The organism is Paenibacillus glycinis, from assembly GCF_009909185.1.
Taxonomy (GTDB): Bacteria; Bacillota; Bacilli; order Paenibacillales; family Paenibacillaceae; genus Paenibacillus_Z; species Paenibacillus_Z glycinis.
In genome coordinates this window covers 181,156-205,236 of the sequence record NZ_JAAAMV010000003.1, presented here as the reverse complement: position 1 = coordinate 205,236, position 24,081 = coordinate 181,156, and the positions used below count along the sequence as shown (strand labels likewise).

Annotated in this window: 22 protein-coding genes; 21 read left to right on the top strand and 1 reads right to left on the bottom strand. The window is 59.3% G+C overall.

Translation table 11 applies throughout. The features are described 5' to 3' along the window. Positions 1–23: 23 nt before the first annotated feature. The 7 genes from GT019_RS07575 to GT019_RS07545 all read left to right on the top strand — a co-directional run bounded on the left by GT019_RS07575 (position 24) and on the right by GT019_RS07545 (position 4,541). Positions 24–593 (top strand): TetR/AcrR family transcriptional regulator, encoded by a 570-nt coding sequence (locus GT019_RS07575; RefSeq protein ID WP_161742477.1) that lies wholly within the window; start codon positions 24–26, stop codon positions 591–593. 69 nt (positions 594–662) lie between these two features. Then, complete coding sequence (locus tag GT019_RS07570; RefSeq protein WP_161742475.1) at positions 663–1,406, top strand: SDR family NAD(P)-dependent oxidoreductase; 744 nt, start codon at positions 663–665, stop codon at positions 1,404–1,406. Between the two features lie 28 nt (positions 1,407–1,434). Beyond that, complete coding sequence (locus tag GT019_RS07565; protein ID WP_161742473.1) at positions 1,435–1,758, top strand: NIPSNAP family protein; 324 nt, start codon at positions 1,435–1,437, stop codon at positions 1,756–1,758. A 77-nt stretch (positions 1,759–1,835) separates the two neighbouring features. After that, entirely contained in the window at positions 1,836–2,375 is a 540-nt protein-coding gene (locus GT019_RS07560) for an NAD(P)H-dependent oxidoreductase (RefSeq protein WP_161742471.1), read from the top strand. After that, entirely contained in the window at positions 2,372–3,004 is a 633-nt protein-coding gene (locus GT019_RS07555; RefSeq protein ID WP_161742469.1) for a DsbA family oxidoreductase, read from the top strand. The genes GT019_RS07560 and GT019_RS07555 overlap by 4 nt, the downstream gene beginning before the upstream one ends. Positions 3,005–3,122: 118 nt before the next feature. Beyond that, on the top strand, positions 3,123–3,374 hold the full coding sequence (locus GT019_RS07550; protein ID WP_161742468.1) for a tautomerase family protein: 252 nt from the start codon (positions 3,123–3,125) through the stop codon (positions 3,372–3,374). Positions 3,375–3,464: 90 nt separating this feature from the next. Further along, positions 3,465–4,541, top strand: coding sequence for an NAD(P)H-dependent flavin oxidoreductase (locus GT019_RS07545; RefSeq protein WP_161742466.1), 1,077 nt, complete (start codon positions 3,465–3,467; stop codon positions 4,539–4,541). 482 nt (positions 4,542–5,023) lie between these two features. Here the strand turns inward: GT019_RS07545 and GT019_RS07540 are convergent, their stop codons facing one another. Beyond that, the gene (locus tag GT019_RS07540) at positions 5,024–6,163 is read right to left on the bottom strand and encodes a LacI family DNA-binding transcriptional regulator (protein ID WP_161742464.1); all 1,140 of its coding nucleotides are present in this window, start codon (positions 6,161–6,163) and stop codon (positions 5,024–5,026) included. 277 nt (positions 6,164–6,440) lie between these two features. Between GT019_RS07540 and GT019_RS07535 the strand changes: the two genes are divergently transcribed. From GT019_RS07535 to GT019_RS07470, 14 genes are all read left to right on the top strand, one after another. Continuing rightward, entirely contained in the window at positions 6,441–7,733 is a 1,293-nt protein-coding gene (locus GT019_RS07535; protein WP_161742462.1) for a glycoside hydrolase family 125 protein, read from the top strand. A gap of 49 nt (positions 7,734–7,782) precedes the next feature. Further along, positions 7,783–8,685 carry a carbohydrate ABC transporter permease gene (locus GT019_RS07530; protein ID WP_328803925.1) on the top strand — a complete coding sequence of 301 codons (903 nt, stop codon included), beginning with the start codon at positions 7,783–7,785 and terminating at the stop codon, positions 8,683–8,685. A 13-nt stretch (positions 8,686–8,698) separates the two neighbouring features. Then, positions 8,699–9,577 (top strand): carbohydrate ABC transporter permease, encoded by an 879-nt coding sequence (locus GT019_RS07525; RefSeq protein WP_235947156.1) that lies wholly within the window; start codon positions 8,699–8,701, stop codon positions 9,575–9,577. Positions 9,578–9,610: 33 nt separating this feature from the next. Beyond that, positions 9,611–10,963 (top strand): ABC transporter substrate-binding protein, encoded by a 1,353-nt coding sequence (locus GT019_RS07520; protein WP_161742460.1) that lies wholly within the window; start codon positions 9,611–9,613, stop codon positions 10,961–10,963. 224 nt (positions 10,964–11,187) lie between these two features. Further along, positions 11,188–14,448, top strand: a complete 3,261-nt coding sequence (locus GT019_RS32450) for a carbohydrate-binding protein (protein WP_161742458.1) — start codon at positions 11,188–11,190, stop codon at positions 14,446–14,448. Between the two features lie 245 nt (positions 14,449–14,693). Beyond that, entirely contained in the window at positions 14,694–15,191 is a 498-nt protein-coding gene (locus GT019_RS07510) for an SRPBCC domain-containing protein (protein ID WP_161742456.1), read from the top strand. 223 nt (positions 15,192–15,414) lie between these two features. After that, positions 15,415–16,326 (top strand): helix-turn-helix domain-containing protein, encoded by a 912-nt coding sequence (locus GT019_RS07505; RefSeq protein ID WP_161742454.1) that lies wholly within the window; start codon positions 15,415–15,417, stop codon positions 16,324–16,326. 265 nt (positions 16,327–16,591) lie between these two features. Beyond that, entirely contained in the window at positions 16,592–18,355 is a 1,764-nt protein-coding gene (locus tag GT019_RS07500) for an ABC transporter substrate-binding protein (protein WP_161742452.1), read from the top strand. A 67-nt stretch (positions 18,356–18,422) separates the two neighbouring features. Next, entirely contained in the window at positions 18,423–19,376 is a 954-nt protein-coding gene (locus tag GT019_RS07495) for an ABC transporter permease (protein WP_161742450.1), read from the top strand. A 12-nt stretch (positions 19,377–19,388) separates the two neighbouring features. Next, entirely contained in the window at positions 19,389–20,318 is a 930-nt protein-coding gene (opp4C, locus tag GT019_RS07490) for an oligopeptide ABC transporter permease (protein WP_161742448.1), read from the top strand. A gap of 12 nt (positions 20,319–20,330) precedes the next feature. Then, positions 20,331–21,314, top strand: a complete 984-nt coding sequence (locus GT019_RS07485) for an ABC transporter ATP-binding protein (protein WP_161742446.1) — start codon at positions 20,331–20,333, stop codon at positions 21,312–21,314. After that, positions 21,307–22,281, top strand: a complete 975-nt coding sequence (locus GT019_RS07480; protein WP_161742444.1) for an ABC transporter ATP-binding protein — start codon at positions 21,307–21,309, stop codon at positions 22,279–22,281. The genes GT019_RS07485 and GT019_RS07480 overlap by 8 nt, the downstream gene beginning before the upstream one ends. Continuing rightward, positions 22,278–22,748 carry a hypothetical protein gene (locus GT019_RS07475; protein WP_161742442.1) on the top strand — a complete coding sequence of 157 codons (471 nt, stop codon included), beginning with the start codon at positions 22,278–22,280 and terminating at the stop codon, positions 22,746–22,748. Before GT019_RS07480 ends, GT019_RS07475 begins: the two co-directional genes overlap by 4 nt. A gap of 494 nt (positions 22,749–23,242) precedes the next feature. After that, on the top strand, positions 23,243–24,052 hold the full coding sequence (locus tag GT019_RS07470) for a phytanoyl-CoA dioxygenase family protein (RefSeq protein ID WP_161742440.1): 810 nt from the start codon (positions 23,243–23,245) through the stop codon (positions 24,050–24,052). Positions 24,053–24,081 lie beyond the last annotated feature (29 nt).

The following is a 24,081-nucleotide window of genomic DNA, read 5'->3' as shown; positions in this document are numbered from 1 at the left end:
CTACTAAAAGGTAGAATACGTACATGAACAAAAACAACAACACAGCAGAGCTGATATTGGACACTGCCCAAGCGATTGTCCAGGAATTCGGGTTCAACGGTTTCAGCTATGCGCATATCGCGGAGAAGGTAGGAATACGTACCGCCAGTATTCATTACTATTTCCCGAATAAGGAGGATTTGGGAGAAGCGCTGATCATGCGGTACTACAGCAATTTCCTCGCTTCGGCCGCTCGCATCGATGCCGAGACGCAGAACAATCTGGACAAACTGCGCAAGTTCATTTTGCTTTACGAAGGTCCCGTTCAAGTGTACTGCACGTGCTTGAGCGTGATGCTCTCTACCGATCTCGCCTCGTTATCGGGCAAGGTGCGCGACGGGGTTACGCAGTTCTTCTCGGCCAATCTGGCATGGCTGGAACGCGTGCTGGAAGAAGGAAGGGCCGAAGGGCAGCTGCGATTCCAAGGCGAGGCGGAAGTTCAGGCCCACCAGTTCATGGCTTCGCTTCAAGGGGCGCAGCTGCTTGCAAGAAGTTTTCGCGATATAAGCAGGTTCAATAAGATTGCCGATGGATTGCTATCCGCTTTGGCTTAAGAAGCGGATATTTTTTAAAAACAAAAATCTACCTTTTAATAGGTAGAAATAAAAAGGAGATCGAGAAAAATGAAGATGCAAGGTAAAGTAGCGGTCGTTACGGGCGCCAGCAGCGGCATGGGAAAAGCGATCGCGATCGCGTTCGTGAAACAAGGCGCGAACGTCGTCATTAACGGACGGCGCGAGCAAGCGTTGGCGGAGGCCGCAAGAGAAATCGACCCGACGGGCGAGCATGTTGCCGCCGTTGCCGGCGATATCTCGAATCCGCAAACCGGCGAGCGTTTGATCGAAGAGGCGCTGTCCCGTTTCGGACGCATCGACACGTTGGTCAATAACGCCGGGATTTTCGTCTCGAAGCCGTTCACGGAATACACGACGGCCGATTTTGCATCGGTGGTATCGACCAACATGGCGGGATTCTTCTACGTCACGCAATATGCGGCGGCCGAAATGCTAAAGGCCGGCAAAGGCCATATCGTGACGATCACGGCAAGCGGGACCGCGGAGCAGCCGATTGCCTCCCTGCCGGCCGTCATGGCCGCGCTGACCAAAGGCGGATTAAGCACGGCGACGAAATCGCTGGCGATCGAATATGCGAAGTCCGGGGTTCGCGTCAATGCGATCGCGCCAGGGGTCATCAGGACGCCGATGCATCCGGCCGAGACGCATGATTATTTGGATAAGCTGCATCCGATGGGCCGAATGGGCGAGGTCGAGGATATCGTCGACGCCGTCTTGTACCTGGAGTCGGCGCAATTCGTGACCGGCGAGGTCGTTCATGTCGACGGCGGCCAAAACGCCGGCCAATGGTAAGGCCCGACTAAAAAGGAGGCTGACGCTCATGCTGTACGAACTGAGGATGTACGATATCGTTCCCGGCCGCATGCCGGCCATACTCGACCGGTTCCGGGACGACACGATCAAGCTATTCGCGAAGCACGACATGAAAGTGACGCAATTCTGGATAGACGCCGACGAAGCGAGCAACCGTCTCTATTATCTCGTCGAGCATGCCGATATGGACGCCCGCAACCTGAACTACGAGCGTTTCCGCGCCGATCCCGAGTGGCTCGAAGTCAGACGAGTCTCGGAGCAGGACGGACCGTTAGTGGACAAGCAGGAAAGTGTCTTCATGAAGAACGCGCCGTTTTTCCAGCGCCAATAATAGTACGACACATAGCCAATCGACCGAACGAACGCAAGATCAAAAACAAAAAACCACTATGAATGGAGCAAATTAAAATGAAAACACTCGTCATCGTTACCCACCCGAACATCGAAGCATCCAACTGGAATCAAGCATGGGCGAAAGCCGCGCGCGAGCAAGGCGATATCACCGTCCATGAACTGCACAAGGCGTATCCCGACCAAAATATCGACGTTGCCGCGGAGCAGCGCTTGATCGAAGCGCATGACCGGATTATTTTCCAATATCCGCTGTTCTGGTACAGCACGCCGCCGCTGCTCAAGAAATGGTTCGATGAAGTGCTGTTGTACGGCTGGGCATACGGTCCGGAAGGCACGAAAACGACGGGCAAAGAAATCGGCGTCGCGATCTCGACTTACGGCACGGAAGAATCGTATCAAGCCGGCGGATCGAACGGACCGCTGGACGAGATTTTGCGCCCGATCCAAGCGCTTGCCCGTTTCATCAGCGCCAAATACTTGCCCCACTTCGCGCTGAACGATACCTCTAACGTGACGCCGGAACGTTTGGCGAAGAGCAGCGCCGACTACGTGCAATACCTCAAGACGGTACAACCGGTCGGCGCGGCGCAATGAAGGACTTGACCGTCGACGTCTACATGGACACGAGCTGCCCATGGTGCCGGATGGGCACGACGAGCTTGCTGGCAGCGGTCGAACAACTGCCGCCGGACGCGAAGGCGACGATTCGTTGGCATGCCTTTCAGATCAATCCCGGCATCCGGCCCGAAGGGGAAGACTACAGCCGGGTCATGATCGGCAAGTTGGGCGGCGCGGCACAGTTCGAGGCAAGGAAAAAGCAGTATAATCAATACGGGGAAAACTACGGCCTTACTTATCATATGGAACGCGTGAAGTATACGCCGAATACCGTATTGTCCCACCAGCTGATCGCGATCGCGCCGGAGCAGCTGCAGGCGCCCTTGATTCAGCGGATCTACGCGGCGTATTTCGAAGAAGGTCTCGACATCGGCGACGCGGACGTGCTGGCGGCGATCGGAGGCGAGGTCCTGAGTACCGATGCGTCCGAGCTGAAAGTGCGGTTGACGCAAGGCGAAGGCATGGACAAGGTGGAAGCGGGACAGCGCGATGCCGAACAGCTGGGAATCCGGGGCGTTCCGTACTACGTCATCAACGGCAAGGTCAGCTTGTCCGGACTGCAGCCGCCCGACGAATTGATGCGATGGTTGGTCCAATCCGCTTGAATCTTGCATGGCAAGCGATAGGCCGATAATAGCGAACGACTGCGATAAGCGAAGGCTCTTGAGGGAAACGTAAATGCAGACCGACAAACCTAACCTAATTGAACGGGAGTGATTCACGATGCCGATCGTTACGATTCAAGTGACCCGCGAGGGCACGACGCCGGACCGTCAATCCGTCACGGCGGAGGAAAAAGCGGCGCTGATCAAAGGCGCCAGCGAGCTGCTGCGCGACGTGCTGAACAAACCCTTCGAATCCACCTTCGTGGTGATCGAAGAGGTGGACACCGATAATTGGGGCTGGGGCGGACTTCCCGCCTTGGAATACCGCAGGCAGCTGGCCGCCAAGAAGAAGGAAGCGCGGGAAGAGTAACCGAGCGAACGTCCTCGGAGCGTCCCGCGAACGGCAGGCGCGGATGACGGGGACGTTTGGGATGCCGGATAGCGAGGGGAATACGATAACATGAAGCTCGATACGGAGATTTGCCGGATGTTGAAGATTCGCTATCCCGTCTTCCTGGCCGGCATGGCAGGAGGACCCGGCAACGCCCGCTTGGCCGCGGCCGTATCCAATGCCGGGGGGCTTGGCACGCTGGGGGCCGCCTACATGGAGCCGGAAGCGATACGCGGCGCGATCCGCGAGCTGCGCGGGTTGACGAGCGAGCCCTTCGGCGTCAATCTGTTCGCGCTGCGGGCAGCGGACGACAATGCGAGAACCGTGGAAGTTCAGCGGGAGCTGAACGGCATGCGGCAGCGGCTCGGGATTCCGCAGGCCGGGGGAGAATCCGTGCACACGCCGGATTACTTCGAGCGGCAAGCGGCCGTTCTGCTGGAAGAGCGAGTGCCGGTGATCAGCACGGCGTTCGGCGTCCTTCCCGCGTCGATGGTCGAACAGGCGAAAGCCGCGGGCCTTCGGATCGTTACGATGGTAACGACGGTGAACGAGGCGCTTCTGGCCGAACGGGCCGGCAGCGACGCGATCGTGGCGCAGGGCACCGAAGCCGGGGGGCATCGCGGGACGTTCGATATCGCGGATCGTCCCATGGGGGCCAATATCGGCACGATGGCGTTGGTGCCCCAGATCGTCGACAGCGTGCGCATCCCGGTTATCGCGGCCGGCGGGATCATGGACGGACGCGGGCTCGTCGCCGCGCTCGCGCTCGGGGCGCAGGGCGTGCAGCTGGGGACGCGCTTCTTGACCTCGCTCGAATCCGGAGCGCATCCGTCGTATCAGGAGCGGTTGCTCTCGAGCACGGAGGAGAGCACGGTGCTCACCAACGCGTTCTCGGGTCGTCCGGCCCGAGGGGTGGCGAACGCGTTCATCGAAGCCTGGGAGAAGAACGGGCTCGAACCGCTTCCGTTCCCGACGCAAAATACCGCGACCAGGGATATCCGGAACGCCGCGGCGCGGCAGGGCAACCCCGATTATATGTCGTTGTGGGCCGGGCAAGGCCTGCGGATGCTGACATCCGGTCAGGATGCGGCGGAGATCGTGCGGGAACTCGTCGCGCAGGCGCAAACGCTGCTTCGCCAGCGATAAGCTCTTCGCGAATGTCATGGCAATAGGAACGGAAACATGGAAACCGCCAAGGCGCCTTGGCGGTTTTTCGTGTTGTCGCCTGCACGGTTCCGGCTATGCCGGCTATACCGGCGATGCCGCAAACATGTCTCGTTTGACGGGTGAAATGAGCGGGATCGACGCTTATCCCGACCGCGCCGTTTCCGCCATAATCCGAACTCCGTCGTCGGCACGGTCAAGCTCATCGAAGCCAGCTTCCGTTCTGTCGCCCAGCAGGTGTATTTGAACCCGAACTATTTTGGGCAAAGTGTTCAAGGCCGGAACGGCAAAGGCATAAGCATTGCTTCCGTGAGCGCGCCGGGCATGGGGATTGCAGTCCAGGATCCCCGAGCCGCCGCGACGTCGACAGCACCGCCCTCTCTTGATGGAGAGGGCGGTTTTTGTTGTTTTCGGAAGCGGGGGCCGGGAGCGGGGCGCTTGTACGCGAATGCGGCACGCAGTCCTTAAGTCGTCGAATCTCCCTTCACGATCTCGTACGCGACGAGATGGTTGAGCTCGAACGGCTTGCCGCCCCATTGGTCGTGCAGCAGGTCGATCGCCTTCTCGCCCATGGCAAGCTCGTTCTGCCGGACGTGGGTGAACAAATGCTTGCCGAACGGATCAACCGGGGAGTCGAAGCAGACGATCTGGCAATCCTCCGGAATACGCTTGCCCATGGAGAGCAGCACTTCCCTTAGCACGAGGGCCAGGTTGTATTCCAAGGCCACGAAGGCCGTCAGCTCCGGATTAAGCTCGACGAACCGCCGGACCGTCGCGATATCGGCTTGGATGTTCGTCTCCTCGAAGGAGCGGGGCAGGGAGCTGTACAGGTTCGTCATGATATGCTGCGGCTTGACGGTCTTGCCGCTCTCGATCAAAGCTTCGGTGAAACCCGCGATCCGGTCCTCGATCGTGGAGGTGTTCTCCGCGGGCGGCGAGATGAAGCCGATATGGTCGTGGCCCCGCTCGAGCAGATGCTTGGTGAGATCGAACGCCGCCCGTTGATTGTCCGTGTAGACCGCGCAGGCCGCGATGCCTTTCAAGTAGCGGTCGATGAACACGAGCGGGAATTTATCCAGCACGAGCCGCAGCAGGGCGGTGTTGTAATGCTCGCCGTGCACGGGGAAGATGACGAAGCCGTCGACGCCCAGATCGATGAACGACTGGATGGCGGATTCTTCTTCCTCGCGGCTGTCGTAGGTCAGCTTCATCAGCATCCGGCAGTTCGTGGAGGAGCAGCGCTCCTCGACGCCGTGAATGAGACGCAGTCCGTAAGAATCGGCAAAATCGGGCAAAATCAACCCCACCAGCCGCCAGGCTTCCGTCCGGGGAGGATCGCTTCGATCCGGCGCATCCGTACGGAGCGCGGCGGCATGGTCGGGACCGCTTGCGGGATTCGCGACGAACGAGCCCTTGCCTCTGACCCGCTCCGCGAGCCGGTTGTTCGACAGCATTTCCAGCGCCTTCTTGGAGGTAATCCGGCTGACGCCGAACTGGTCCGCGAGCTCATGCTCCGAGGGGAGGCGGTCCCCGCTTTTCAATTCGCCGTCCATGATTTTTTGGAAGAGGTGGTTGTAAATCTGCTCGTACAAAGGTGCGTTCATAGGTGGCGATCATCCTTTAAATATTGATATATCAACTATACATGACGAAAATCGCGCTGGCAACAGGAAGTTGGCTATTCTATAGGAGAAATGGCCCGAATTACCGCGATTTCTTTATCATTAGTGGTTATTGGCCCAGCATCGAAGGGCAAGCAGCGCCGGACAAGTTGATATACTTTATAAAAATTTTAATTGAGATAATATGTTGACATTACATATTTGTGGTTGATATACTAATTTTGCAATCAGGACGAAGAACGAGAAAAGGAGCGCCTACATGTACAAAGCGGTCTATCGAAAAATCGAGGAAATCGCTTCCTCTCTCCAGCAAGTCGACCCCGGCCTGGCCGAGCTTTTTCGCGGCTGCTACCCCAATACCTTGGAGACGACGGTCGAGCTTCTGAGCGACGACACCTCGTTCGTCATCACGGGCGACATTCCGGCAATGTGGCTGCGCGATTCCTCGGCGCAGATTCGTCCTTACGTGGACCTGGCGGGCGATGACGAGGATCTCCGAAGGCTGATTCGAGGCGTCGTTCATCGACAGGCAAGATACCTTGCGCTGGACCCTTATGCAAACGCATTCAATATGGAGCCGAGCGGACATGGGCATACGGGCGACCGGCCGCCGAAAGGGCCTTGGGTATGGGAACGCAAATTCGAGCTGGATTCGCTCTGCTACCCGGTGCAGCTATGCGCGCAGTATTGGGAGGCGACCGGCGACCGGAGCGTGTTCAACGAAGACGTTCACCGGATGTTCTCGGCGATCGTCGACGTCATGAAGACGGAACAGCATCACGACCGCGATTCGGACTATGCGTTCGAACGGTCCGATTGTCCCCCGTCGGATACGCTCCCGTTCGGAGGCCGGGGAACGCGGACCAATTTTACCGGGATGGTATGGTCCGGCTTCCGTCCGAGCGACGACGCTTGCACCTACGGCTATCTGATTCCGTCCAACATGTTCGCCGTCGTCGTCCTGAAGAAGCTGGCGGGCTTGGCCGCGGATATCTATGCGGATTACGCCTTATTTGAAAGCGCTTCCAAATTGGCTGCGGAAATCGAATTCGGCATCGAAACCTACGGCAAGGTCATTCATCCCGAATACGGCATGCTGTACGCCTACGAGACGGACGGCTTCGGCAACCACAATCTGATGGACGATGCCAACGTGCCGAGCCTGCTCTCCATCCCTTACTTGGGGTACCGGCCCGCGGACGATCCGATCTACCGGAATACCCGGGCATTCGTCCTGAGTCCCGCCAATCCCAGCTATTATGCGGGAATCGCGGCATGCGGCATCGGCAGTCCCCACACGCCAAGCAGCCATATCTGGCCGATCGCCCTGATTATGCAGGGATTGACCTCGACCGATCCGGGCGAGCAGGAAGCGCTGATCCGCATGCTCGCTTCGACGACGGGCGGCACCGGATTCATGCACGAGAGCTTTCACGCCGACGATCCGGAGACGTTCACGCGGGAGTGGTTCGCCTGGGCGAACAGCCTGTTCGGCGAGTTCGTCTGCCGCTGGGTGGAAGGGAAGGCGGCCGCCGTGCCGGCGCGGCCGTAACGCGATTGCAAGGCAATGACTCGTGCGATTGGAAAGGAGGAAGCGAATCGTGAACGCGAATGTTCGAAAACGGGATTATTGGGGCTGGATCAAAGGCTATCTGCACATATCGCCTTCGATCATCGGCTTCGGCGTGTTCGTGGCTTATCCGCTCGTCATGTCCGTCTATTACGCGCTGATGGAGTGGAACGGCTATAACAAGCCCAAATTCGTGGGCTTCGACAATTTCCGCTATTTGTTTACCGTGGATCCGGTGTTTTGGAAAGCGATCCGCATTACGTTCTATTACGTGCTCATCAACGTGCCGGCTTCCCTCGTCTTCGGGCTGCTGCTGGCCATGCTGCTGAACCGCAAGCTTCCGGCGATCAAGTTTTTCCGCACGGCCTTTTACCTGCCGACGGTGCTGCCGATGATCGCCACGCTGACCTTGTGGAAATTCATCTATCATCCGCAGTACGGCTTGGCCAACCACGTGCTGAACCTGTTCGGCGCGAATCCCTTGAATTGGCTGGGCAGCGAGCGCCTGGCGCTGATGTCCGTCATTATCGCCGGGTTGTGGCAGGTCGGGGGAGGCATGATCATTTTCCTCAGCGGGCTGCAATCCGTTCCGCAGGATCTCTATGAAGCCGCGGAGGTGGACGGCGCGAGGGGATGGATCGTATTCCGCAGCGTCACGCTTCCGATGATCACGCCGATCCTGTTCCTGCAGCTGATACTCGGCATCATCGGGGCGTTCCAGTCGTTCGCCCAGGTGCAGGTCATGACCGCCGGCGGGCCCAATAACGCCACCGCGCTGCTGAACTTCAAGATATACTCCGACGTGTTCGGCCAGCGCATGTTCGGCTACGGCATCGCGGAGGTCTGGATCCTGTTCCTGATCATCATGGTGTTCACCGTGGTCACGTACCGGTACTCCAACCGGTTCGTCCATTACGAGAACGACAATCGATAAGGGGGCGCCTGTTTTGAAAACGGTTTATTCGACCCGGACGGTCCGCTATGCGACGCGGAGAAGCAAGATCCGCAAGACGGACGTCTTCCGCATGCTGGTGCTGCTGGTAGGAACGGTCGCGATGCTGTATCCGCTGCTGTGGGTGGTCACGATCGCGCTGAAAGGCAGCAACGATATCTTCTCCACGACGCCGGACTGGTTCCCGAAGGAATTTCATTTCGAGAACTTCGTCAAAGGAACGGAGCAGATCCATTTCTGGCGGACCTTCGGCAATTCGATCTTCATCGCGATCGTGAGCACGATCGGGCAGGTGGCCAGCTCCATCCTGGTCGGCTACGGGCTCTCGCGCCTGCGCTTTCCCGGACGCAAGCTCTGGTTCTCGTGCTTCGTCGGCAGCCTTATGCTGCCCGGGTTCGTCGGCTTGGTGCCGGTGTTCCATCTGTTCTCCGCGCTCGGCTGGTACAACACCTGGCTGCCGCTGATCGTGCCGGCATATTTCGGCAATCCGACGTTCACGTTCCTGTTCATCCAGTTTCTCGGCACCATCCCCAAATCGTTCGACGAAGCGGCCAAGATGGACGGCGCGGGCGACCGCCAGATCCTGTGGCGCATCCTGGTGCCGATGGCCATGCCGGTCGTGATCACGATCATCATTTTCTCGTTCAACGGCGCGTGGAACCAGTACCTGGAACCGCTCATCTACGTGGTCGACCAGAGCAAATGGACCCTGTCGGTGGCGCTCGCCTCCTTCGCGTCCAACTGGACGACGCAGTGGAATTATTTCATGGCCGCGGATCTCATCTACATGCTGCCGATGCTCATCGTCTTCTTCCTGGGCCAAAAGTATTTTATGCAGGGTCTCGGGTCGGTCAATTCCGCCGGCTTGAAATAAAGCATTTCAATTAAAACATTGGGAGGGTCAAATATGAAAGCGGTTAAATTCGGTACGGTATCGGCGGCGCTGCTGCTCGTCGGGGGCATGCTTGCGGGCTGCGGAGGAAACGGAGACAACGGCGGCAACGCCGGCGGCACGGGCAACACGGGGAACGGGGCGGGCGGCTCGGGGAACGGCGCGGGCGCCGAGAAGGTCGAAGTCACGCTAATGACATGGGAATCGCAGGACATGAACAACCGGATCATGGAAGCGATGAAACCGTTCGAGGAGCAGAATCCGGGCATCACCGTCAAGCTGCTGCCGGCTCCGCTCAGCGATTACGGCGTGAAGCTGAACGGCATGATCGCGGCCAAGCAGGCGCCGGATATCTTCGAATTGGGCAACGACATGATGCTGCAGGACCAAGCGCAGAACCTGCTCTACGACTGGACGTCCCAGGCCGACGCGGACCAGGAATTCATGAGCGGCTTTTATCCGGGCGTGGCGGACAGCTGGCATGTCGACGGCAAAGTTTACGGCCTGCCCGGCCTCTTGAATACGTACGGCATCTTCTACAATAAGAAGCTGTTCCAGGATGCCGGCCTGCCCGAGCCGAAGCCGGGCTGGACGTACGACGATTTCTTCGCCGCGATGGAGAAGCTGGCCTCCAAGAAGGGCGGCGTTCAGCAATACGGCTACTACGGGCGTCCGGATCCGTTCATGGTGTCGACGTATTCCGTGTCCGCCGGCGGCGCGCCGTTCGCCGACTCCATCGTCAATCCGACGAAAGTGGAGGTCAGCTCGCAGTTCGTCGAGCTCGTGACCCGTTACCAGAAAGCGATCGCGGACGGCGCGATGAATCCGCCGACCTTCGATCTGACCAACGTCATGGGACCGTTCAAGGACGGCAAGGTACCCATGACGTACCAAGGCCAATGGATCGCCGACGATCTGATCCGCAACGCGCCCGATCTGCAGTGGGGATTTGCCCCGATGCCCACCAAGAACGCGCAATCCGAGATTTACGATGCCGTGGGCTGGGCCAGCCCGGCCAGCATCAAGCATCCGGACGCGGTCTGGAAGGTGCTGAAATACCTCGATTCGACGATGTACCAGCAGGTGCTGCCGCAGACGCCGGTGGCGCCGTCCGCCTTCCAAGCCTCCGCTTCCGCCTACTACGACGCGCTGAAGAAAGCGGGCCATCAGGATTTGGCGGACGCGATCGACTATATCTTGAAATCGCCGAATACCCAGCCGATCCGCTTCCTGCCATCCTGGGCGGGCAAAGCCAACCCGTTCATCGACACGGTATGGAACAACGTGCTGAGCGGCAAGGGCGGCGAGAAGGAATTGCAGGGCATGGCCGACAAGATCAATGCCGTGATTCAAGCGGCGGCGAAGTAACCGTCCGTCCGGTCGAAGTCTAATGCGACGGGAACGCCTCTTGGACCGCCGCGCGTCGCCCCAGGCGCGCACGGTGCCGACCGTTTCGCGACAACCGCCGCAGCGGGCTGTGCCGGCGGCGTTCCCTTCACGCATCGGGAGCCGACACCGCTACCGTCGTTCGGCTCCTTTTTTTGTCGTAAGCAAATCCATGCAATCCAATCGATCGATATGGAGGTAATTCAATGGTACGCAAGCCAAGCAAATCGTCCCGCCTGTGGGTGTCCGCCATCGCGTTATCGTTAACGGTATCCGCCTGGTCCGGCATCGGAGCGCGCAAAGCGCAAGCCTTCGCCGCATCCGACGCCGATACGGCGATCAAGGCGTTCAATGACGCCTTCTGGGATGCCGGCGCCAAGTACTTCTGGACGAACTCGAACCGCGACGCGAATTATCAGGGCTTCTGGGTCGAAGCGGAGCTGTGGGAATTGGTCATGGACGCCTACGAGCATACGTCCGACGCCGGTCTGAAGGCGCAGCTGCGCGCGCAGATCGACGATATCTTCGACGGCACGGTCGCGAAGTACGGGGAGGATTGGACAGACAACCATTTCAACGACGATATCATGTGGTGGGCGATGGCGAGCGCGAGAGCGTACGGGATCACCAAAGAGCCGCGGTATCTGGAGAAAGCCAAGCATTATTTCGATTTCGTGTACGACACGCAGTGGGACGACGGCTTCGCGAACGGCGGGATCTGGTGGATGAACAGCGATCATTCCACCAAGAACGCCTGCATCAACTTCCCGGCCGCCGAAGCCGCCGTCGTGCTGTACAACGCGACGAAGGACGAGCATTATCTGGAAGCGGCGACCCGAATCTACCGCTGGAGCAAGACGATGCTGACGGACGGCGAGGGGAAGGTTTTCGACCGGATCGAGATGAAGAACGGCGCCGTGCCGGACGCCACCCATTACAACCAAGGAACGTTCATCGGCGCGGCCGTCGGCCTGTACGGCATCACCGGCGACGAGGTCTATCTGGACGATGCGGTGAAAGGGGCGACGTTTACCAAAACCCGCCTGGTCGACAAGAACGGGCTGTTGAATTACGAAGGACCGAACGGGGACCTGAAGGGCGGCAAGACGATCCTGATCCGCAATCTGGACTACCTGCAGCGGGCGCTGGATAAGCAGGGCAAAGGGCGTTACGCGCAGTTCGGCAAGCAGTTCGGAGACTGGCTGACCTTGAATGCCGATACGGCGTGGAGCAATCGCAACCCAGCCAATATCGTGGACGGCAACTGGGCGGGGCAGCTGCTCTCCGGCACGTACGAATCGTGGTCATCCGCCGCGGCCGTCGAGGCGTTGACCGTATTGAAGCCGGGCAAAGCCGAGCTGCGCGACGGCAAGAGCGATCCGTATGCGAAGACAGAGGCCGAAGCCTACCGCGTCGGCAGCGGGTTCGGCCTGGAGGGCAGCCCGGAAGGCACGCTGCAGCTCGGCGGCATTCAAGCCGGCGGCTACGCCGTCTACAAGAACATGGATTTCGGCGCCAAAGGCGCAGCCGGGTTTATCGCCCGGGTATCGAGCGCGACGGGCGGCGGCAACATCGAGCTTCGGCTCGATTCGCTGACCGGGCCCAAGGTCGGCACCTTGAACGTGAAGGGAACGGGCAGCTGGAATAATTTCACCAATGCCGACATGCTCCTCAAGAACGAACAGGGGGACGCAAGCAAAGTGACCGGTAAGCACGACGTTTATCTGGTCTTCGCGAAAACGAACGACGCGTACTTATTCAATCTCAATTGGTTTCAATTTACCGCGGGGGATCCCACCAAGACCGACGCGTACGCCAGACTCGCGGCCGGCAATTTCGACGAAGGCTCGGGCCTGGGCAAAAACGCCGAGGGAGGATTCGTGGACGGCATCCATAACAACGCCTACGCGCTGTACAAAGGCATCGATTTCGGCTCCGGCGCGGGCGGCGTCGCGGTGCATGTCGCGAGCGGCAATCAAGGCGGCACGATCGACGTGAAGCTCGACCGTCCGGACGGGCCGACCGCAGGCACGATCGAGATACCGGCCTTGGGCGGCTGGGAGAGTTGGGTCGATATCGTGTCCAATATGGACGACAAGCTGGCAGTTGGCGTGCACGACGTTTACCTTGTTTTTCACGGAACCGACGGCAGCGATTATCCGTGCAATCTGGACTGGTTCACGTTTACGACCGTAAAAGGCAAAGCGCGGGACGCCTACGGGAAGCTGGAGGCGGAAGACAATTCCGGCGGAACCGGCTTCGGCACCGAGAACGGCGGCGGGCAGACCTACCTGGCGGGAATTAACGGGGCGAACAGTCCCTATGCGATGTTCAACTACGTGGATTTCGGCGAGTCGAGCCCGGCCAAATTATACGTGAACGCCGCAAGCGATACCGCCGGCGGCACGATCGAAGTCCGGCTTGACAGCTTGAACGGGCCGGTTATCGCGACCGACGCGGTTGCGGGCACCGGCGGCTGGCAAAATTTCGCCGTAACCTCGACGGACGTATCCGTACCCGTCACGGGCAAGCACATCGTATTCCTGTTGTTCAAGGGAACGGACTATTTATTCAATCTCGACAAGTTTACCTTCGGAGATCCCAAGGTGTTCACGGATCCCGAGGTTCCGCCCGTTCAGGTTCCGGACCATACCGCTCCGGGAGACGTGGAGAACGTTCGCGCGAGCCAAGACAACGACGCGATTCGGCTTTCTTGGGACGGACCGTACGACATCGACGGCCAGAAGGTCCGGCTGCAGCCGATGAGCGGCAAGCGGGCGATCGGAGAACCCGTGGACATCGGCCGCGGCGTTCAGACGGCGACGTTGACCGGACTGGCCGACGCGCCGAATCTCGTCATCGCGATCAAGGCGCTGGATACGTCGGGCAATGCATCGAAGGGCATCACGGTGAACCTTGGCGATTATCCGGGCTACGCGCTGACGGCAGGCGGCAAGGACGTGCAGGAGAACGGCTCGCTCGAGGATTCCGCCCTGCTGACGTTCAAGGCGGCGGGCAAGGCAGCGCCATTGACATCGGCCGCGATCACGATCGATGGCCAAACCTACGCGGCGGACCTTCGGAAGAAGGACGGCCTGGAGATCGACTTGGCGGGCCGGCTCGGCATGAAGGAGGTCGTAGTCGAGGTACGGGACGCGCTCGGGAACGAGCTTCGGAAGTCCTTCGCGCTGAACGTGGTCGCCAGCGTGGACGGGATGAACCGCTTGCTCGACCGCTACAAGAAATCCGGCGCGCTGAGCGGCGCGTTGGTGCCGCTCCTGAACGACTCGCTCGACCAGTCGCGGCATCAGCTTAAGCTCGGCAGGAAGGACGCAGCGATTAAGCAGATGCAGACTTTCGTCAAGCAGCTGAACGATCCGGCGATGGCGCGCTGGGTGAAAGCGGAAGCCAAAGCCGTCTTGAACACGGACGCGCTGCAGCTCATTCAGGATTGGCAGCGGCAATAACCGGAAGGCGCAACGGGCCGTTTCGTTGAGCGGTCGGGCTTGCCCGATCCGAAGCGGACGGCGAGACCCGCGCATCAAGCGGGCACGCCGCCGCATCGACATGCGGACATGCAGTCCATTCATCCAGCTAGCGTTTCATAGTATTCCTTGACAGAAATATTCCTTGCGGGGTATGTTCTGAACGAGAAATTCGCGGAGGTCGTCCGTTCGGGCGGACGCCTTACGACGCATGCGGAGGATGGAACATGTCTACGGAAACTGAATTTGTGATTACGCGCGTTTTCGATGCCCCGCGCGAGCTCGTCTTCAAAGTATGGACCGAAGCGGCGCACATGGAGCGCTGGTGGGGACCGAAGGGACTCGCGCTGAGCGTCGCCAAGCTGGAATTCCGCCCGGGCGGGATGTTTCATTACATCATGCGCACGCCGGACGGCCACGAGATGTGGGGCCGGTTCGTCTTTCGCGAGATCGCCGCGCCGGAGCGGATCGTCTTCGTCAATTCCTTTTCCGACGCGGAAGGCGGCATCACCGCGCCTCCGTTCGAAGATCCGTGGCCGTCGGAGATCTTGAACACCGTGACGCTTGCGGAAGAGGCGGACGGCAGGACGATGCTTACCCTGGTGAGCGCTCCCGTCAACGCGACGGATGAAGAAGTGCGGGTGTTCAAAGAGGGCTTCGCCTCGATGGACGAAGGCTATGGCGGCACGTTCGATCAGCTCGCGGCGTATTTGGCACAGGTATAGTCAGGGAAAATCGCCTGCCGGGGAACCGGCGGGCGGTTTTTGCGTGCTTGCGTTTTGCGCGGCGCGTTCGGAATGGAGAACATGATTTTTCGATGACGGGAGGGAACGTCCGCGGCGCGGTTTTTCGGGGTCGGCATCCGGCTGCCGGGGGACGACGAAAATTCCAAGTGGTGCTCGGCGAAGTCTAGTTGCTATAATACTAGACAGAGAGGGGCGTGCGGTCATGGATTACAGCTTGGACGTAAGGTTCAAACCATTGTTCGAAATCATGGGCAGCCTGCATGCCTATGTGTGCCGTAAATCGCATAAGAAGCTCGATTTATCCCCGTCCTGGGCGAAGGAAGTCCGTCAACGGATCACGCCCGAACTAGCGGAGCTGCTCGATCGCGTTCAGATCGACGGGGACTGGAAGCTCACGTATCTGCTCGTGCATCTCTGCCCCGGGGAAGACGTCGGCGACTTCGTCGATTGGCTGGGCGGGATGACGGCCGGCGAGCTCTATGAATTAATGTCGCCTTACGGGAACCAGTTTCCGAATCAGATGGGGGAGTTTCGCGATCATACCGTAAAGTTGTTCGAGGCGTGGAACGAGCAATATTTTCGGCATATCGATCCGTTGATTCTCGAAAGGCTCGGCGAGGAAGCGCATAGCCGCAAGCAAGCGCTTCCGGCCGCGGATCCGTTCGCGTTCGTCGACGAGACGACGAACGGGCTGCTGTTCGCGCCGATGGACGGGCTGGAGCGGGTGATCCTCATGCCGCAGTATCATTTTCAACCGATCAACGTCATCAGCCATTTCGGCAAGGTCACCATCTGCCATTACGCCGCAAGGCTGTACGTGGGCGACGAGGATTTTCTGACGCCGCACGAGTACCGGATGATACGCAGCGTGTCGGAGAAGAGCCGCCTGAAGATCCTGCGGTTCTTGAACCAAGGACCGCGCTCGTTCATCGAGATCGTCCGCCATTTGGAGCTGTCCAAGGGAATCACGCACGATCATGTCTCCAAGCTTCGCAATGCGGGCATGCTGACGGCGCATTTCGAAGGCGAGACGCTCACCGCGTACAGCGTCCGAACAAGCGCCGTGAAGCAGGTTCATAGCAAAATCATGGGTTATATCGAGCAAGGCGTATAAGGGAGAACGCTGAAAGTCAGCGCCTCAACCGGCCGCTTGCGCATCGTGATAAGACGATGCGTAAGCGGTTTTTTCGTTGGTTACACTAAGATGGCCAATTCGCCGCGCATGCCGAACGATTGCGTTATTCTTTATATAAAGAATTTTTTAACGGTTCTCTATTTACAGAACTGAAAATCGTAACTATAATGGACAAAGAATGCTGAGTAAATCTATCGGGATTAACAAAGGGATATAAATAGCAGTCTATACTTAGGAGGGTATCATGAAAAAAAGAATCGTAACGTTATCCACAGCCATACTCGCAACTTCGCTGCTGCTGGCCGCTTGCGGCAACAACGCGAACGACAACGCAGGCGCCGGCAACTCGGCGAATGCCAACCAGCCCGCAGGGAACAATCCGGCCAACACCGCGGCGAACGACGGCGCGGCGGCCGACCCGGCATCGGGCGCTTCCGGGCTCGTCGTCGCGTCGGACATGTCCAAGCTGCCGGACGTCGCCAAGCAGCGCACGGACACGATCATCGTCGGCCTGACCGATCCGAGCGGCGCGTTCACGCCGTACTTCCAACAAAGCGGCTACGACGGCAACGTGTCGGGCCTGCTCTACACGCCGCTGATCAAAGTCGACGACAAGGGACTTCCGACGCCGGGCTTGGCCGAGAAATGGGAAGTTTCGGCGGACAATCTGACGTATACGTACCATCTGCGCAAGGATTTGAAATTCAGCGACGGCACGCCGCTTACGGCCGACGACGTCGCCTTCACGTGGACGATCCTGTACGACAAGTCGTACGACGGTGATTCGCTCGTGAACACGCTGAACGTCAAGGGCGGCGACGCCTACAAGGCCGGCACGGCGACGAGCGTCTCGGGGATCAAAGTGATCGACCCGCAGACGATTTCCGTCACGCTCGAGAAGCCGAACGCAAGCGCCCTGACCGTGCTCGGTTCGGACGTGCTGTCCAAGGCGTACTATGGCAAGGATTACAAGCAAGGACAATTGGATTACATGAAGAAGCTAAGCGGAAGCCCGCTCGGCACCGGACCGTACAAGCTGGAGAAATTCATTCCCGGCCAAGAGGTTCGCATGGTCGCGAACGAGAATTACTTCGACGGCAAGCCGAAGACGGAGCATTTCATCTATAAAACGGCCCAAGGCGATACGTGGCAGTACCTCGAGACGGGCGAAGTCGACTACGCTTCGTTCTCCGCGACGAAGGAAAACATCGACAAGCTCAAGGCGATGGGCTTCGTGAATATCCTGCCCTACACGCCGAGCAATTACGGCTATCTGCAATTGAACCTGAAGCACCCGGCGCTGCAGGATAAGCTGGTTCGCCAGGCGCTCACCTACGGCCTGGACCGTCAGAGCATCTACGTGGACGCGGCCCAAGGCGCGGGCCAGATCGCGAACATCCCGTCGTCGCTGATCTCGTGGTCGTATACGGAAGACGGCATCAACCCGTACAAATTCGATCCCGAGAAGGCGAAGCAGCTCCTGGACCAAGCGGGCTGGAAAACCGGCGCGGACGGCATTCGCGAGAAGGACGGCAAGAAGCTGACGATCCATTACCTCGGCTCCAAGAAGCCGGAGACCGATGTCTTCATCGCCGTGGCGAAAGAAGATTTCGAAGCGCTCGGCATCAAGTTCGAGCCTGAAGTATTCGCGGACTTTAACGCGCTCGTCTCCAAGGTCGAAGGCGGCGATTACGATATGGCGGCCTTCTCCACGTCGCTCTTGACCGATCCGGCGGACGGCCTGCTGCAGTTCATCGACGGCGAGATTCCGGGCTATGACGATCCGGCGTTCAAGGAACTGTACGCCAAAGGCTTGGCAACTTCGAACATCGACGAGCGCAAAGCCGTGTACAAGGATATTTACAAGCTGCTGAACGATCAGCTGCCCGTCATCTTCACGAGCTACAAGAAGAACGTGTACGCCTACAACGGACGGATTCAGAATCTGAGCGTCAGCCCGTTCAACGGCATCGCCCCAAGCTTGCCGAGTTGGTCGCTGAGCCAATAAGGAACCAAACGAACGCGATTCCCTGCCCGATTCCCCGGGCGGGGAATCGCAGGTTAAGGAGTCGACTATGAGCACGTACATTACGAAGCGGATCCTCTACATGATCATTATTTTGTTCGCGGCCTCCTTCTTGATCTTCTGCCTGTACGCCTTGACGCCCGGTGATTTCATCACGGGCAACATCAAGCTGACGCCGGAGCGCAAAGCGGAGCTCCGGGAGATATACGGGCTGAACAAGCCCGTGGTCGAGCGGTACGCGATCTGGATGAAGAACGCCTTTCACGGCGACTTCGGCTATTCGCTGTCGCAGCAGAAGCCGGTTCTCACTTTGTTTAACCAATATATTTGGAATTCATTCCTGCTTGCGATCGTCTCCACGTTCCTGACGTGGCTTATCGCGGTCGTCGTCGGCGTCATCGCCGCGTACAAGCAGTATTCGTGGTTCGATACGATCGTCATGGTGGCGCTGTTCGCCGCGATGTCGATCCCGTCGTTCTTCATCGGCCTCTTCCTGATCAAGATCATGGCCGTCGACTGGAAGTGGCTTCCGCCGGGCGGCATGCTGACGACGGGCAGCACCGCGACGGGCTTCGCGTACGTCAAGGAAGTCGTGCATCATATGATGCTGCCCGTCATGGTTATGACTTTGCTCGGCGTGGGCTCCTTGACGCGCTACTTCCGCAGCAACATGATCGACGTCATCAAGCAGGATTACATCCGCACGGCCCGCGCCAAGGGGCTGAAGGAACGCAAGGTCTTGTTCACGCACGCGCTGCGCAATGCCTTGCTGCCCGCCATTACGCTGGTCGGCTTCGAGCTTCCGGCCTTGTTCGGCGGCTCGCTCATTATCGAGAAGATCTTCAACTGGCCGGGCATCGGGCAGCTGTACATGCAATCCTTCGGCTTGCGGGATTATCCGCTGCTGATGGGCTTCACCTTGTTTATCGCGATTTTGACCGTCATCGGCACGCTGGTCTCGGACATTTTGTACCATGTCGCCGACCCGCGGGTCAGGCTTTAGGAGGTCAATCGGATGTCTACGATTCACGGAGAGGGGACGGCAGCGCTGCCATCCCCCAAACCCAAACCCGTCTATACGTCGCTGTGGAGACAATCCTTCAGGCGGCTGATCAAAAATAAACTCGCCGTGCTCGGTTTCGTCGTCGTGGCGTTCATGTTCGCGGCCTGCTTCATCGGCCCGTTGTTCTCGCCGTATACGGACAACAAGATCAACATGGCCTTCATGAACAAGGCGCCGAGCCTCAAGCACTGGCTCGGCACGGACGCGCTCGGCCGCGACGTGCTGACGCGCGTGCTGCAGGCGGGCAGGATTTCCTTGACCGTCGGCCTCGCCTCGATGGTGCTGTCGGTCTTCGTCGGTTCGCTGCTCGGCGTCATCGCCGGCTATTACCGCGGGATCGCCGACCAAATCATCATGCGCCTGGCCGATCTGCTGCTGACCATTCCGAGCCTGCCGCTCCTGTTTATCCTGGGCGCGCTGCTGTCGGAGTGGAAGGTGCCTACCGAATACCGCATGTACATCGTCATGCTGATGCTCAGCATCGTCGGCTGGCCGAGTCTCGCCCGGATGGTTCGGGGGCAGATGCTCAGCCTGCGGGAGCGGGAGTACATGCAGGCGACCGTCGTCCTCGGTCTTCGCGACCGCCGGAAGCTGTTCAATCACTTGCTGCCGAACCTGGTGCCGCTGCTGATCGTCATTGCCACGCTCAACATCGGCGGAGCCATCCTGTACGAATCCGTGCTCAGCTACTTCGGACTCGGGGTGATGGCGCCGACGCCGACATGGGGCAACATGATCGACGCGGCCAACAACATGATCGATTTCCAAGACCATCCGTGGCTGTGGATTCCGCCCGGCTTCTCGATCTTCGCGACCGTCATCGCCATCAATATTTTCGGGGACGGGCTGCGGGACGTCTTGGATCCCAAGCAGAAAAGGTAGGTGTACGCGAACATGGATACCGTACTTGACATAGAGCATTTAAGCACGCATTTCAACACGGAAGAAGGCGTCGTGCGCGCCGTCGACGACGTGAGCCTGCGGGTTCGCCAAGGCGAGATCGTCTGCATCGTCGGCGAATCCGGCAGCGGGAAGAGCATCACGGCCATGTCGGTCATGGGACTCGTCGAAGCGCCTGCGGGGCAGGTCGTCGGGGGAAGCATCGCCTTCCGCGGCGAGGACCTGCTCAAGCTTGGCCGCAACGAGCTTCGCACCGTTCGCGGCAACGAGATCGCGATGATCTTCCAAGAGCCCATGACGTCGCTCAATCCCGTGCTGCGGATCGGCGAGCAGCTGATGGAGCCGCTTATGGAGCATCGGAAAATGAGCAAGAAAGCGGCGCGGAAACGGGCGATCGAGCTCATCGGCGAAGTGGGCATCTCCCGCGCGGAGCAGATCGCGGATTCGTATCCGCACGAGCTGAGCGGCGGCATGCTGCAGCGGATCATGATCGCCATCGCGATCTCGTGCGACCCGAAGCTGCTGATCGCCGACGAGCCGACGACGGCGCTCGACGTGACGATCCAAGCGCAGATTCTCGATATGCTGCGCCGTTTCAAGGAAGAATCGGGCATGTCGATCCTGTTGATCACGCATGACCTCGGCGTCGTGGCGGAGATGGCGGATTACGTCGTGGTCATGTACGCGGGCAAGGTCGTCGAGGAAGGCGAGGTCGTCGCGTTGTTCGAGAATCCGCAGCATCCGTACACGCAGGGCTTGCTGAAATCCAAGCCGATCATCAACCAGCGCCAGGACGAGCTGTATTCCATTCCGGGCCAGGTGCCCAATCCGCTGGAGCTCGTGCCGTCTTGCTATTTCCATGACCGGTGCGCCCATTGCATGGACATCTGCAGGACGACGGAGCCCGCATTGAAGGAAACCGCCAATCGGCAGAAGGTTGCCTGCTGGTTGTACGAGGAGGCGAACCCGCATGTCTGAGCCGAAGCAGCCGCTGCTCGAGGTGAACGGGCTCAAGAAGTATTTTCCGATCAAGTCCGGTCTGTTCGGACGCACGACGGGCAACGTCAAAGCCGTCGACGATATCAGCTTTACCATTCGCCAAGGCGAAACCTTCGGCCTTGTCGGCGAATCGGGGAGCGGGAAGAGCACGGTGGGACGCACGATCCTGCGGCTGACGGACAAGACGGACGGCAAAGTGAAGTTCAAGGGCGTCGATCTCTACGATCTGCCGCCGCAGGAGCTGCGCCGGCTGCGTCCGAAGATGCAGCTGATCTTCCAGGATCCGTACAGCTCGCTCAATCCGCGCGTGCGCATCGGCGACGCGATCGGCGAGGCGCTGCTCGATCACGGGCTCGCGCCGCGCGAGGAGATTCGCGACCGGGTCATGGAAGTGCTGAACGCTTGCGGATTGTCGTCGTACCACATCGACCGTTTCCCGCATGAGTTCTCCGGCGGGCAGCGCCAGCGCGTGGGCATCGCCCGGGCGCTCGTCCTGAATCCCGACCTGATCATCGCGGACGAGCCGGTCTCCGCCCTGGACGTCTCGATTCAAGCGCAGATCATCAATTTGTTCCGCAAGATGCAGGACACGCAGGGTCTGACCTATCTGTTCATCTCCCATGACCTCAGCGTCGTCGAGCATCTGTGCTCGCATATAGGCGTGATGTATCTCGGCTCGATGATGGAGACCGCATCGCGCGACGAGCTGTTCCGCAATCCGCTTCATCCGTACACGAGAGCGCTGCTGTCGGCCGTGCCGATTCCGATTCCGAAGCTGAAGCGCGAGCGGATCGTGCTGAGCGGCGAGCTGCCGAATCCGGCGGATCCGCCGTCCGGCTGTAAGTTCCATACGCGCTGCCCGTTCGCCGTCGCCCGCTGCAGAGAGGAAGTGCCGCTGTTCCGGAACGTCGGAAACGATCACAGCGTCGCGTGCCATCTCGTATGAGCGGCGCCGGAGTGAAAGTGCCGCAGCTGTACGCGCTGCAGCTCGAGCGGCTGATCGCGCGCGGGCTTCCGGCCGCGCGCATCGTGCAGCTGCTTCGCGCGGGCAGCGAGGAAGAGCTGGCGGCGCTGGTCGATCCCGAGGTGAAATGGGAACGGCTGTTGACGTACGCCCGGGATAATCTCGAGACGGTGGAGGCGGCCGTGCAAGGCGGCTACGCCTTTCCGTTCATTACGATCGGCGGCATCATGAGCCTGCTGGACATCAAATTCGGCAAGCGCGAGGGAACGGATTATCGTTTCCCCGGCGACCGGATCGAAGGGCTTCGGCTGAACGGCGCCGAAGCGGATCTGCTGAGAAGCATGCTTCCGGCGTATTGGGAGATGAGCCGTACCGGCGCGAACCTGCCGGAAGATCAGGCGGAATTGTCGATCGCGCTTCGGGAGCCGCCGGAGCCGGCGGCCGGTTGAAGGGGATAACGCACGAACGAAGGAACGATAATAGCGCCGCGGCCTTGAAGGGCCCGATGCGGAAGGCTGCGACCGAATGCCGGGAGGCGGACGGCGCAGCCTTTTTTGTTATGCGCGGCAGCGCCTTCATGGCGTCCCGCAACGGGATTCGGGTTGCCGATAACGAGGAAAGGAAGCGAAGAAGAGAATTTAAATGACATATTGAATATGTCATTTAAATTCCGGTTTGGATTCAATTTCGAAAAGTAATCGTTAACATATCCGATTGGGCAGCCGTTTTCGAGATTTTTCCGGTCTGAAAATTCACAATTGTTTATATTATATATGTATGATATATTCTGGTTGAGTGCTTTATGCCGAAGGTGGTGGTCGTTGGCTGCGCGCAATAATGAACGGTTACAGGATTGGTTGCGTTGGCTTCATTCCTTTGCAAAGATTCGCCGATTTCGCGTCTATCGCTTCTAACTCGCTTCATCCAGTCGGGAGGTTGTCGCATGACCGCTGAACAGTTTCAAGGACTTAACGCCATTTCCAAGCCGGGCGAATTCACCGAGCTCGATCGCTTCATGTTCGAATCCTGGGGCTACCTGATCATACCGAACGTACTGACGGCCGACCAGGCGAAGGCATGCCTGGAAGCCGCGACCCGTCTTCACGAGCAGGCGGGAACGACGGGATGGGCCCAGGTCGGCCGCGGCTTCGAGACGGAGCAAGTGCTCGATGACTTGATCGACCATCCGGCCGTACTGCCCAAAGTCAGGGCCTTGTACGGCGACCGCTTCATTCTGCAATCCGCCTGGTGCACCAAGCAGCCGGCGTTCGGCGGCTTGGGCGGCTGGCATCAGGACGGCTCGGGCGCCTACGATTTCAAGAAGCTGGGTTACCCGATTCCGCTGCTGCAGCTGCGCGCCTCGTATTTGCTGACCGATCAATCCCTCCCGAGAATGGGCAACATGGAGATGATTCCGGGCAGCCATCGGGCGCAGGTGCCGCTGCCGCCCGACATTCGCCGCGACAAAGGCGACCTTCCGATCGGGCATGTCATCTGCGCGCCGGCCGGTTCCGTGCTGCTGTTCCACAACGCCGTCTGGCATCGCACCTACGCGCATGACGGCGATTACGACCGCTACACCATGCATTATATCTACAGTCCGCCTTGGCTCCGATTCTCCGACCGGTTCGCGAACGACAAGGATTATTTGGAGCGGACCACGACCGTGCGCCGTTATTTGGCGGGCGAATACGAGCGGCCCGACGCGCCGTTCGGCGCCGGCTACCCGGCCTCCGTCTTCGAGGACGAGTAGCGCCTTGGGCCGGTCCCGCCGAGCCGCAT

Bases quoted from the DNA above. Each gene is read 5' to 3' on its own strand.
- GT019_RS07575 (WP_161742477.1), top strand. From the start codon at position 24: ATGAACAAAAACAACAACACAGCAGAGCTGATATTGGACACTGCCCAA.
- GT019_RS07570 (WP_161742475.1), top strand. From the start codon at position 663: ATGAAGATGCAAGGTAAAGTAGCGGTCGTTACGGGCGCCAGCAGCGGC.
- GT019_RS07565 (WP_161742473.1), top strand. From the start codon at position 1,435: ATGCTGTACGAACTGAGGATGTACGATATCGTTCCCGGCCGCATGCCG.
- GT019_RS07560 (WP_161742471.1), top strand. From the start codon at position 1,836: ATGAAAACACTCGTCATCGTTACCCACCCGAACATCGAAGCATCCAAC.
- GT019_RS07555 (WP_161742469.1), top strand. From the start codon at position 2,372: ATGAAGGACTTGACCGTCGACGTCTACATGGACACGAGCTGCCCATGG.
- GT019_RS07550 (WP_161742468.1), top strand. From the start codon at position 3,123: ATGCCGATCGTTACGATTCAAGTGACCCGCGAGGGCACGACGCCGGAC.
- GT019_RS07545 (WP_161742466.1), top strand. From the start codon at position 3,465: ATGAAGCTCGATACGGAGATTTGCCGGATGTTGAAGATTCGCTATCCC.
- GT019_RS07540 (WP_161742464.1), bottom strand. From the start codon at position 6,163: ATGAACGCACCTTTGTACGAGCAGATTTACAACCACCTCTTCCAAAAA.
- GT019_RS07535 (WP_161742462.1), top strand. From the start codon at position 6,441: ATGTACAAAGCGGTCTATCGAAAAATCGAGGAAATCGCTTCCTCTCTC.
- GT019_RS07520 (WP_161742460.1), top strand. From the start codon at position 9,611: ATGAAAGCGGTTAAATTCGGTACGGTATCGGCGGCGCTGCTGCTCGTC.
- GT019_RS32450 (WP_161742458.1), top strand. From the start codon at position 11,188: ATGGTACGCAAGCCAAGCAAATCGTCCCGCCTGTGGGTGTCCGCCATC.
- GT019_RS07510 (WP_161742456.1), top strand. From the start codon at position 14,694: ATGTCTACGGAAACTGAATTTGTGATTACGCGCGTTTTCGATGCCCCG.
- GT019_RS07505 (WP_161742454.1), top strand. From the start codon at position 15,415: ATGGATTACAGCTTGGACGTAAGGTTCAAACCATTGTTCGAAATCATG.
- GT019_RS07500 (WP_161742452.1), top strand. From the start codon at position 16,592: ATGAAAAAAAGAATCGTAACGTTATCCACAGCCATACTCGCAACTTCG.
- GT019_RS07495 (WP_161742450.1), top strand. From the start codon at position 18,423: ATGAGCACGTACATTACGAAGCGGATCCTCTACATGATCATTATTTTG.
- opp4C (WP_161742448.1), top strand. From the start codon at position 19,389: ATGTCTACGATTCACGGAGAGGGGACGGCAGCGCTGCCATCCCCCAAA.
- GT019_RS07485 (WP_161742446.1), top strand. From the start codon at position 20,331: ATGGATACCGTACTTGACATAGAGCATTTAAGCACGCATTTCAACACG.
- GT019_RS07480 (WP_161742444.1), top strand. From the start codon at position 21,307: ATGTCTGAGCCGAAGCAGCCGCTGCTCGAGGTGAACGGGCTCAAGAAG.
- GT019_RS07475 (WP_161742442.1), top strand. From the start codon at position 22,278: ATGAGCGGCGCCGGAGTGAAAGTGCCGCAGCTGTACGCGCTGCAGCTC.
- GT019_RS07470 (WP_161742440.1), top strand. From the start codon at position 23,243: ATGACCGCTGAACAGTTTCAAGGACTTAACGCCATTTCCAAGCCGGGC.